Source organism: Gordonia polyisoprenivorans NBRC 16320 = JCM 10675 (genome assembly GCF_000241325.1).
Classification (GTDB): domain Bacteria; phylum Actinomycetota; class Actinomycetes; order Mycobacteriales; family Mycobacteriaceae; genus Gordonia; species Gordonia polyisoprenivorans.
Genome location: NZ_BAEI01000077.1, coordinates 67,292 through 78,449 on the forward strand (window position 1 = coordinate 67,292; position 11,158 = coordinate 78,449).

Annotated in this window: 9 protein-coding genes; 5 read left to right on the forward strand and 4 right to left on the reverse strand. The window is 66.6% G+C overall.

The annotated features are described in order from the left end of the window. Positions 1-6: 6 nt before the first annotated feature. From GOPIP_RS21180 to GOPIP_RS21200, 5 genes are all read left to right on the forward strand, one after another. Complete coding sequence (locus tag GOPIP_RS21180) at positions 7-636, forward strand: potassium-transporting ATPase subunit C (RefSeq protein WP_006371843.1); 630 nt, start codon at positions 7-9, stop codon at positions 634-636. A 27-nt stretch (positions 637-663) separates the two neighbouring features. Continuing rightward, positions 664-3,210 carry a DUF4118 domain-containing protein gene (locus tag GOPIP_RS21185; RefSeq protein ID WP_006371844.1) on the forward strand — a complete coding sequence of 849 codons (2,547 nt, stop codon included), beginning with the start codon at positions 664-666 and terminating at the stop codon, positions 3,208-3,210. Continuing rightward, complete coding sequence (locus GOPIP_RS21190; RefSeq protein WP_006371845.1) at positions 3,203-3,904, forward strand: response regulator; 702 nt, start codon at positions 3,203-3,205, stop codon at positions 3,902-3,904. Before GOPIP_RS21185 ends, GOPIP_RS21190 begins: the two co-directional genes overlap by 8 nt. A 212-nt stretch (positions 3,905-4,116) precedes the next feature. Further along, positions 4,117-4,863 (forward strand): GntR family transcriptional regulator, encoded by a 747-nt coding sequence (locus GOPIP_RS21195; protein ID WP_006371846.1) that lies wholly within the window; start codon positions 4,117-4,119, stop codon positions 4,861-4,863. A gap of 91 nt (positions 4,864-4,954) precedes the next feature. After that, the gene (locus GOPIP_RS21200) at positions 4,955-6,346 is read left to right on the forward strand and encodes an MFS transporter (protein ID WP_006371847.1); all 1,392 of its coding nucleotides are present in this window, start codon (positions 4,955-4,957) and stop codon (positions 6,344-6,346) included. A gap of 67 nt (positions 6,347-6,413) precedes the next feature. Here GOPIP_RS21200 and GOPIP_RS21205 read toward each other — a convergent pair whose 3' ends face one another. From GOPIP_RS21205 to GOPIP_RS21220, 4 genes are all read right to left on the reverse strand, one after another. After that, positions 6,414-7,355, reverse strand: coding sequence for a hypothetical protein (locus GOPIP_RS21205; RefSeq protein WP_006371848.1), 942 nt, complete (start codon positions 7,353-7,355; stop codon positions 6,414-6,416). A gap of 126 nt (positions 7,356-7,481) precedes the next feature. Next, positions 7,482-8,675, reverse strand: coding sequence for a M20 family metallopeptidase (locus tag GOPIP_RS21210; protein WP_006371849.1), 1,194 nt, complete (start codon positions 8,673-8,675; stop codon positions 7,482-7,484). Continuing rightward, positions 8,672-9,919, reverse strand: a complete 1,248-nt coding sequence (locus GOPIP_RS21215) for an aminotransferase-like domain-containing protein (protein WP_006371850.1) — start codon at positions 9,917-9,919, stop codon at positions 8,672-8,674. The genes GOPIP_RS21210 and GOPIP_RS21215 overlap by 4 nt, the downstream gene beginning before the upstream one ends. Before the next feature lie 9 nt (positions 9,920-9,928). Continuing rightward, entirely contained in the window at positions 9,929-11,122 is a 1,194-nt protein-coding gene (locus GOPIP_RS21220) for a M24 family metallopeptidase (protein WP_006371851.1), read from the reverse strand. Positions 11,123-11,158 lie beyond the last annotated feature (36 nt).

An 11,158-nucleotide genomic window follows, 5' to 3' on the forward strand; every position in this document is an offset into this window, starting at 1 on the left:
GAATACATGAACACCGTCATCTCCACCTTCGCGCGGCAGTGCGTCGCCGCGATCGGGGTAATGATCGCGCTGACCGTCCTTCTCGGTGGCGCCTATCCGGCGGTCGTGTGGGCGGCCTCGCGGCTCGACACCCACGCCGCGGAGGGATCACAGATCTCCGATGCCCGCGGCTGCAACGCCGGGTCGTCGATCATCGGGATCGATCCGCAACCCGTTGCCGGGCAGCCCGATTCGTTCCTGCACGCGCGGGTGTTGGGTTCGTCGGACAACCCGATGGCCCCCGGCGACCCGTCCGCCTCCGCGTCGAGCAACGACGGACCGAACAGTCAGGATCTGGCCACCATGATCGAGGCGCGCCGCAAGATCATCGCTCAGCGCGAGGGGGTGGCGCCGGCGGCGGTACCCGTCGATGCGGTCACCGGCTCCGGGTCGGGGCTGGACCCCGACATCAGCCCGGGGTACGCGAAGCTACAGGTACCGCGTATCGCCCGTAACAGCGGCCGCACCCAGGCGCAGGTGCAGGCGATCATCGACAAGTACACCTCGGGACGCCAATGGGGTTTCTTGGGCCAGCCCACGGTCGATGTGCTCCAGGTGAATCTCGCCTTGGGACACACCGTGTGCCCTCGGTCGTGAGGCACTCTCGCCGATAGACTCGGAGGCATGGTTTCTACTGCCGACGCCCGGGGCTCGCTCGAGGTCTTCCTCGGATGCGCCCCGGGCGTGGGTAAAACATATGAGATGCTCGCCCACGCACACGATCTGATCGGTGAGGGCGCCGATGTGGTCATCGCGGTGGTGGAGTCGCACGGTCGTATCGCGACGGCCGGGCTGATCGAGGGCATCGAGGTCATCCCGCGGCGCCGGATCGTCTACCGCGGCGCCGAACTCGAGGAGATGGACCTCGAGGCGGTGCTGGCCCGCCGCCCGCAGGTGGCCCTCGTCGACGAACTGGCCCACTCCAACGTCCCGGGATCGGCGAATGCCAAGCGCTGGCAAGACATCGACGTCCTCCGCGACGCCGGTATCGACGTGCTCACCACCGTCAACATCCAACATCTCGAGAGTCTCAACGATGTGGTCGCCCAGATCACCGGCGTCACCCAGCGGGAGACCGTCCCTGACGCGGTGGTGCGCGCCGCCGACCAGATCGAGCTCGTCGACATCGCCCCGCAGGCGCTGCGCCAACGACTCTCGGCGGGCAAGGTCTATCCCAGCGGCCGGATCGACGGCGCGCTCGCCAACTACTTTCGTCAGGGCAATCTGACCGCGTTGCGTGAGCTCGCGTTGCTGTGGTTGGCCGATCGCGTCGACGACAATCTGGCCGATTATCGTGCGGCCCATGCGATCACCGATACCTGGGAGGCACGTGAGCGGGTGGTGGTGGCGATCACCGGTGGCGCCGAATCGTCGACACTGATCCGCCGCGCCAGCCGCATCGCCTCACGGTCGAGTGCCGAGCTCATCGTCGTACACGTGGTCCGCGGTGACGGGCTGGCCGGACGCTCCGGTGTGGAACTGTCCGAACTGACCGAACTCGCCGCCGGATTCGGTGCGCGCGTGCACTCCATCGTCGGCGACGACATCCCCACCACCTTGCTGGAGTTCGCGCGCGGGGTCAACGCGACCCAGCTGGTGCTCGGCACGTCTCGGCGACCGCGGTGGAAGCGCATCTTCGACGAGGGGGTCGGCGCGACGGTCGTCGCCAGCAGTGGACGGATCGACGTCCACATGGTCACCCACGAGGAAACCGCGAAACGCAACCGCCTCGACATCCGCGAGACCCGGTTTCATCGGCCGCTGAGCTGGGTCCTGGCGGTGGTGGTACCGCTGGTGATGACGGGTATCCTGGCCATTCTCGACCGCTGGCTCGGATTCGCCAGTGAGACAGCGTTGTTCTTCGTCACCGTGCTGGCGATCTCGATGCTCGGCGGTGTTGCGCCGGCCGCATTGTCGGCGGTGGTCTCCGGTGTTCTGCTCAACTACTTCTTCACCGCACCGCGGTTCACCCTGACCATCAACGAACCGGACAATCTGATCACCATCCTGGTGATGCTCGTCATCGCGATAGCGGTTGCCGCACTGGTCGATTCGGCCACGGTTCGGCGGGTTCAGGCACAACGGGCGGCGCGTGAGGCCGAGTTGCTCGCGGTCTTCAGTGACGCCGTCCTCGGCGGCGCGGACGTGGCGGGTCTGCTCGAACGCGTCCGGGAGACCTACGATCAACGCGCGGTGTCGGTGGTGCACCGCCGTGCCGACGGCAGCGTCGAGGTCAGTGCTGCGGTGGGAGAGGACCCACCACAACGTGATTCGGAGGCCGATACCGTCCTGCCCGCGCGGGGCGACGAATACGAGTTGCTGCTGTGCGGGGCGTCGCCGGAGGCGCAGGATCGTCGGGTGCTCACGGCCGTCGCCACCCAGGCGGCCGCCGCACTCGAACGCGCCGACCTCGAGGCGGGCGCCGCCGCCGCACGGGCCCTCGCACAGACCGACGAACTCCGGCGGGCGTTGCTGTCGGCGGTGAGCCACGATCTGCGTACCCCGCTGGCCGGTGCGAAGGCGGCCGTGTCGAGTCTGCGCAGCGAGGAGGTGACGTTCTCGCCGGAGGACACCGCCGAATTGTTGGCCACCATCGAGGAATCCGTCGATCAGCTCTCGGCACTGGTCGCCAATCTGCTGGACTCCTCGCGGCTCGAGGCCGGTGCGATCCGCCCGAACATGGCGCGCACCTACCTCGTCGAGGTGGTGCACCGGGCGGCCAACCGCAGCGGACCGGCCGCCGCGGGTATCGCCTTCCGGTTCGGTCATGTCTGGGCATGGACCGACGGTGGGCTGCTGGAACGGGTGCTGGCCAACCTCATCGACAACGCGGTGCGCCACGGCGGCGGGCAGGTCGAGGTGGCCACCTCGCTCGACGAGTCGGACCCGCAGTCGCCGCGCACGATCATCGAGGTCGTCGACCACGGGCCGGGGATTCCGGTCGAACGGCGTGAGCAGATCTTCGACGACTTCCGCCAGGGTTTCGACCGCAACGGCTCCGATGGCGGTGTGGGGCTGGGCCTTTCGGTCGCCCAGGGTTTCACCTCGACGATGGGTGGCAACCTCGCCGTCGTCGACACGCCCGGTGGCGGTACGACGATGGTGGTGGATCTGCCCGCCATCGAGCAGTCGGAGCAGTCCGCGCCCGCGGAGGGGGTGGCGCATGGCTGACGGGGCGCGCGTGCTCGTCGTCGACGATGAGCCACAGTTGTTGCGGGCGTTGCGGATCAACCTGAAGGCACGTGGTTTCGACGTGACGACCGCGGCGACCGGCGCAGCCGCACTGGCGGCGGCGGCCAAGACCAACCCGCAGGCGGTGGTACTGGATCTGGGGCTCCCCGACATCGACGGATTCGAGGTGCTCGCCGGTCTGCGCGGGTGGACGAACGTGCCGGTGATCGTGTTGTCGGCCCGCGGCGAGGCCGTCGACAAGGTCGCCGCCCTCGATGCCGGTGCCGATGACTACGTGACCAAACCCTTTGGGATGGAGGAGTTCGTCGCACGCCTGCGGGCCGCGATCCGGCGCGGGGCCGGTTCGTCGGGGGAGCCGACCGCCGAGAACCCGGTGGTGTCGGCGGGGTCGTTCACGGTCGACCTCGGTGCCAAACAGGTCACGCGCAACGGCGAACGGGTACATCTGACTCCCACGGAGTGGGGCGTGTTGGAGATGCTGGTGCGCAACGAAGGCAAATTGGTGGGCCAGCGCGAGATCCTGACCGGTGTGTGGGGGCCCACCTACACCGGCCAGTCGAACTATCTGCGCGTTTACCTGGCGAGCCTGCGCCGCAAACTCGAGGAGGACCCCGCTCACCCCAGGCATCTGCTCACCGAGGCGGGGATGGGCTACCGGTTCGTTCGGGAATGAGTCCGATGTTGTTGTCACCGGACCAACCGCCAGGGTAGATTGTCAACAATCTAACAATTAACGCTGCGGCATGCGAAGGGTGGTCTCCGTGACGAATCACCACCTCGGGTGCATCGTCGCAGCTCACCGGGTTGCATGCGGCGCGAGCAGGCCGAAATGCGCAGCGGAAAGCTGACATTGGGCCGTGTAGCGAGTAAGAAGGAAGAACAGAGATGGCGAATATGCGGTCTACTGGTGATGGGAGATCGGCCTCGGCACGCAAACGCGTGCTGGCGCCGATCGTGCAGGAGTCCACACCTGCGATCATCGCCCGGAAGTTGCATGAGGCCATCGCCAACGGTAGTTTTCCGCCTGGTTCGCAGTTGACGGAATCGGGTCTGGCGGCCGACCTCGGGGTCAGCCGTGGTCCGTTGCGCGAGGCGATGCAGCGGCTCACCGCAGAGGGTCTGCTGGTGAGCCACCGCAACCGGGGTCTGTTCGTCGTCTCGATGGACGATGACGACATACGCGACATGTACATAGCACGCACCGCCGTCGAACGGGCCGCGATCGAGCAGGTCATCTCCGCCGATGACCCGGAATCGGTTGCGGCCCTCAATGGTGCGGTGGCCATGATGCGCGAGTGCGTCGATGATCCGAACGGTGAAGCCATGGCCGAAGCGGATATGCGGTTCCATCAGCGATTGGTGGAAGCCGCAGGTAGTCAGCGTCTTTCGCGGCTGCACGAGACGATCCGCGTGGAGACGCGAATGTGTCTGCGGGCCATGCGAGGAACGTACGCCTCGGGAAAGGAACGAATCGACGAACACCAGGCATTGGTGGACGCCATCGCGGCAGGAGATCCGCAGGCGGCCGACGTGCTGATGATCGAACACATGAGGGATGGGCTGCACCGCTTGATCGGTGACGTCGTGGGCGGACAGGAGGGGTCCGGGTCCACTGCGGGGATCGCGTTGTAGGGCAACGCGATCGACATCGCCCTCGAGATCATCGCCCACCGATGTGAGTCAGCCCGACGACACTGGCCCCGACTCCACCAGGAAGGCACAGATGGCTACGGCAAACTCCTCGGCAACATATGAGGATCTCGCGCCCGATCCGGAATCGCGCGAAGGAAAAGCGCTACTGCGCAAAGCGATCGCCGCATCGGCGATCGGCAACGCCACCGAGTGGTACGACTACGGCGTCTACGCCGCGACCACCACCTATCTCACCCACGCATTCTTTCCCGGTCATCTCGGCACGATCGGCACCATGCTCGGCTTCGCGATCTCGTTCGTGTTGCGTCCGCTCGGCGGCATGATCTGGGGACCGATCGGCGACCGGATCGGACGAAAGTCCGTGCTGGCGATGACTATCCTGCTCATCTCGGGGGCAACGGCACTGATCGGTGTGCTGCCCACGCATGCGGTGGCGGGGATCTGGGCGCCGATCCTGCTCATCGCGCTACGCGTGATCCAAGGGTTCTCGACCGGCGGCGAATACGGCGGTGCCGCAACGTTCATGGCCGAGTACGCCCCGGATCGCAAACGAGGCCGATTCGGCTCGTTCCTCGAATTCGGTACCCTCGCCGGCTTCTCGGCCGGCACCGCGATCGTGCTGCTGCTCGAACTGCTACTCAGTGACGATCAGATGCAGACGTGGGGCTGGCGCATCCCATTCCTGATCGCGCTGCCGATGGGTCTCATCGGTCTGTACCTGCGCTCGCAGATGGAGGACACCCCGGTCTTCCAGGAACTCGAGCAGGACAACGAGATCAAGGGCACGGCGTGGACCAGGTTCAAGGATCTCCTCTCGAACTACTGGCAGCCGATCCTGACCATGTTCGGCATGGTGATCGCGTTGAACGTCGTCAACTACACCCTGCTCGCCTACCAACCCACCTACCTCAAGAGCACGATCGGGTTGTCGGAGTCGTCGGGCTCGACCGTCGTGCTCATCGGTCAGCTCGCGATGATGGTCGCGATCCCGTTCTTCGGCGCGTGGTCGGATCGGACCGGCCGAAAACCGATGTGGTGGGGCTCGCTGATCGGCCTCTTCGTACTCGCGCTACCGCTGTACTGGCTGATGGGTCAGGGATTCGCCTGGGCCATCATCGGATTCGTCGTCCTCGGATTGCTCTACATCCCGCAGCTCGCCACGATCTCGGCGACCTTCCCGGCGATGTTCCCCACCCAGGTGCGCTACGCGGGGTTCGCCATCTCCTACAACGTCGCCACCGCAGCCTTCGGTGGCACCGCTCCGCTGGTCAACGACGCCGTCGTCGGCGATACCGGCTGGCTGCTGTTCCCGGCCATCTACATGATGGGCGCGTGTGCCATCGGCATGATCGCGATGGTGTTCCTCAAGGAGACCGCGGGCTGCTCGATCCGCGGCACCGAGATCCCGGAGCGGACCGAGGATTTCGCGGTAGCCGACGAAAACGCGGGGGTGCGCAGCTGACGGCCGCGGTGTGATGTGTTGAACGCGGGTGGTGCGCCACCCGCATTCACCATTTCGGTGGGCGGTTTCAGGCCGAGTGGCGTGGGGCCATCAACGCCAGCGTGACCAGCCATTCCGTCAGCATCGCGGCGACGCGTCCTTGCTCGAGATCGTCCCACACCCAGCGGACCACCATGACGCCCATGCGTCGCAGAGTGTCCTCACGCTTCTTCTCCCGGATCACCGCGTCGGCGGGCTGTTCGCCCGGGCGAAGGTACTTCATGTACTTGATCCTGCCGTCGAACTCGCCGACCAGCTTCCCGGCCCAGTCGAAATCGGTGCGTGCCACGAATCGTCGGTCATCGTCGAAGAACTCGTGCTGCTGCCGGGGTGTGGGTAGTCCGGCCTCGATCATGACGGCGTGGCTCCAGGCCTCGCCGGGATTCTCCGCCTCTCCGTTGGCATGGTGCAGGGCCCGCCGTGCGACGGCGACGCCGCGCCGTTGGGTGCGCAGGATCTCGACCATGGTGGAGCGGTCGGCGCCGGCGCGGAGTGCCGAATTGAAGATGGCGAAGGCGCCGGGGAAACCCATCGACGACGTACACGCGACGTCGACCGCCGTTCGTTCGATGGTCGCGACGTCGATCCCGTCGACGGTGGTCATCTGTTCGTCGGGGATGGTGCCGACGTGGTCGTGTCGGGTGGACGTACGGGAGCCGTTGACCGCTTTTCCGGTAGTGGTGTGCAAGCGCTGAAGGTTGGGCTTGAGCATGGGAAGGCGGTGGAGCGTGGCGGCGGACTGATGGCTGGGCACCGCCGTGCCGAACCGCCCGAACTGGTGCGTTGCGATGACTGCCAGACGGTGCATCTCGGCGCGTGAGCGATCGGCGGTGGTCACAAAGGCGCCCCGCACCAGTGGCACGATGGCCCCGGACCGGCGAGCCTTACGGAGTTCGTCGTCGGTGAAGCCTGCGGCGATGCACGCGTGTCGATAAACGATGCCGTGCTCGTCTGTGGGAAGTGATGTCATGCAAGGTTGGACGCACCAAGCGGCCGAAAGGCTCCATCGAAATTTTCGCTGGTCGAGTTGGCGAACGCGGTTGGTGTACCAGCGGCGTTTGCCAACTGACCCCGCGTTCGCACATTCATGGGGCGTTCAGGCGCGCGGGCCGAGGAGGGTCAGGGCCATCTGGGTGTATGCCCTTGCGGCCGTGACCACGTCGGCGATCCGGACGGTCTCGTCGGGCTGGTGGGCCTGGGTGTTGATGTCGCCGGGACCGCAGACGACGGCCGGGATGCCGAGGTCGCGGCTGACGAAGCCGCCGTCGCAGGCGGCGCTCCATCCGCCCACGGAGGTGGCGACGCCGAGGCTCTCGAGTGCGCCGACAGCCGTGGCGACGAGGCGGTGATCGGCGGGTGTTTCGAAGCCGGGCATCTCCATGGTGACCCGCACATCGACGCCGATGCCGTCGGAATCGATGCCCGCCTTGGTGATTCGGGCACGTAACGCGTCGGCGACGCCGTCGGCGGTCTCGTCGGGCATCAGCCTGCGGTCGATGCCGAGCGCGGCCATCGGGGCGACGACGGAGATGCCCTGCCCGCCGGAGATGGTGCCGACATTCCATGTCCCAGAACCCAGTAGGCCGTCGGCACGGGCGGTCATCGCCTCGTGGTCGGCGCGAATGAGCTCGACGATCGCGGCGGCGGCGTAGATGGCGCTGCGGCCGTCGTCGGGGCGTCCGGAGTGCGCGGCGCGGCCGGTCACGTCGATCTCGATGTAGGACGCGCCGCGGCAGCCGCGGACCACGGTGAGATCGGTCGGCTCGGCCACCACACACCCCAGGAACTCGCCGGGATGATCGGTGACGAGATCACGCACGCCGCTGCCGTGTTCCTCCTCGTCGACGGTGCACACCAGCTGCACCGGACCGGTGAGCTCGATGCCGGAGGACGCCAGGGCCGACATGGCGGTCACGATCGCGGCGAGCCCGCCCTTCATGTCGGTGGTGCCGCGGCCGATGATCGATCCGTCGACGACGCGCGCACGGTAGGGGTCGCCGGTCCAGCCCGGGCCCGCGGGCACGACGTCGGAGTGCCCGAGGAACATCAGACCCGGGCCGTTGCCGCCGGGCAGGGTGGCGACGAGATTCGGCCGGCCGAGTGCGACCTCGTGCGTGCCGACCACGAACCCGGCGTTCTGACACGCCTTTTCAAGGACGGCGACGGCCTGTGCCTCGGTGCCGCCGGGGTTCTCGCTGGGCGCCTGCACCAGCGCGACCGTCAGATCGGTGATCTCGTCGGCGTCGATGGGCAGGGCGTCGGTCGGCAGGGGTCCGGGTGCACCGTTCACCCGGCCATCTTCTCAAGACTGCCGGTCAGGCGTCGGATGCCCTCCTCGATTCGCTCGGGAGTGCTCGAGGCGAAGCATAAACGCAACGCATTGCGGAAGCGTCCACCCGGGGACAGTGCCGGGCCGGGAATGAAGGCGACGCCGTCGGCCAAGGCCACCTCGAACAGTTCGCGGGTGTCGATCTCGGCGAACTCGCCCTGCAAGGTCAGCCACAGGAAGAAGCCGCCGTCGGGGTTGGTGGTGGTGACGCGTTCACCCAGATGACGCCCGATGGAGTCGAGCATCGCGTCCTTGCGCGCCCGGTAGAGGCTGCGCAGTGAGGCGAGGTGATCGGTCAGGCCGCCGCGCGAGATGTATTCGGCGACGATGTGCTGATTGGGGACGTTGGTGCAGGTGTCCATGGCCTGTTTGCCGTTGATCAGCAGTTGCCGCAGCGACGGGTCGGCATCAACCCAGCCGACCCGCCAGCCCGGCGCCAGGATCTTGGAGAAGGTGCGCACCGAGAACACCAGCGGATCGGCGGGCGAGAGGGTCTGGAAGGTGGGGATGTCCTCGCCGGCGAAACGCAGGAGCCCGTACGGGTCGTCGTCGATGATCACTGCACCCCAATGGTGGGCCAGCCGCAGAAGCTCTCTGCGGCGCTCCTCCGACAGCGTGACGCCCGACGGATTCTGGAACGTCGGGATCGTGTAGATCGCCTTGGGCGTGCGGCGGGTGCGGGCGACGAGGTCCACGAGCGTGTCGACCTGCATGCCGTCGTCGTCGACCGGCACCTCGAGCAGTTGCGCACCGTAGGACAGCGCCGTGGCGCTGCCGTTGGTGTAGGTGGGCGACTCGACGACGACGAGGTCGCCGGGATCGACGAACAGCTTGGACGCCAAGTCGAGGCCCTGCATGCCCCCGGTGGTGATGACGAGCCGGTCGTGGCTCGACGGGACCGGGGTGGTGGCGAGGTAGTCGACGAGCAACTGCAGCAGTCGTGGTTCGCCCTCGGTGGCGCCGTAGGTGAACGAGGTGTTGTCGAGGATCGCCCCGGCGATCTCTCGGAACTCGTCGGCGGGCACCGCCTCGTCGGCGGGGGAGCCCATCGCGAATCGCACGATGTCGTGGCTCTGTGCCGCCAGCAGCGAGGTCGAGGAGTCGATCATCGACCCGACGAGATCCTTGGCGCGCCCGGCGAGTGGGATCGTGGGGGTCGAGTGCGCAGCGGCGGGGTGCGCGGTGGCGGGGTGGATGGTGGTCATGTCCTCACCTCATTTCTGGATCAGTTCGCGGGGGAAACTGGTGAAGGTCTCCACGCCGGTCGGGCTGACGCGCACCGACTCGGACAGCTCGAAACCGTAGTTGTCCATCCACATTCCGCAGATGATGTGGAAGGTCATGTTGGTCTCCAGGATCGTTTCGTCCTCGGTGCGGATGCTGATGGTGCGTTCGCCCCAATCCGGTGGATAGCCGATACCGATGGAATAGCCCAGCCGGGACGGCTTTTCGAGGCCGTACTTCGCGAGGGTCCAGTTCCAGGTGGAGGCGAGCTCGCGGGTCGGCACCCCTGGACGGATCGCGTCGAGCACATTGTTCAGGCCCTCGGCGGTGGCCTGGGCGACGTAATCCAGATCGTTGGACGGCTTGCCCAGCGCGACGGTCCGAGCGAGTGGGCAGTGATATCTGTTGTGTGCGCCGGTCAATTCGATGACGACGGCCTCGTTCTCGACGAATGTTCCCTGATTCCAGGTGAGATGCGGGGTGTCGGCGGCCGCGCCGGTCGGCATCATCGGCACGATGGCCGGGTAGTCGCCACCGAACTCCTCGGTGCCGGTGATCTGCGCCTGGGAGATGACTGCGGCCGCATCGCATTGCCGCACACCGACATCGATGGTGTCGATCGCCGCGCGCATCGCCTCCGAGCACACCATCCCGGCCTGCCGCATCAGCTGGATCTCGGCGTCGGACTTGACCGACCGGACCCAGTTGACCAGCTCGAAGCCGTCGACGAGTTTCCACTCCGGGATCGCGTTGTACAGCGCCCGATAGGCTTTCGGTGTGAAATAGTGCGAATCCATCTCCAGGCCGACCGAGCCGGCCTTGGACGCCGGGGCGATGAGGTGGCGTTGCCGCAGTGCCCACGCGACCCAGTCGAACGGGTGGACGTGCGGCCGGTGGACGTAGCTCTCCGGGTAGCCGACGATCTGCTCCTCGGGAAGCCACGTGGTGCGGTGTGCGCCATGGGCATCCATCTCGCGGGCGAAGAAGACCATGTCGCCCTCGATGGGCACGAACAGCATCTGCGGCGTGTAGAACGACCACGCGTTGTAGCCGATGAGATAGAAGAGATTCGCGGGCTCGGTGACGATGAGTGCCGAAAGACCTTGCAGATCCATCGCTTCACGCACCCGGGTCAGCCTCCGCTCGTACTCGCTGTCGGTGAACAGCTGCGCGCCGAGGTACATTCATCGCCTCCTTCGTGGCGTCGTGGCCTCTCCTGG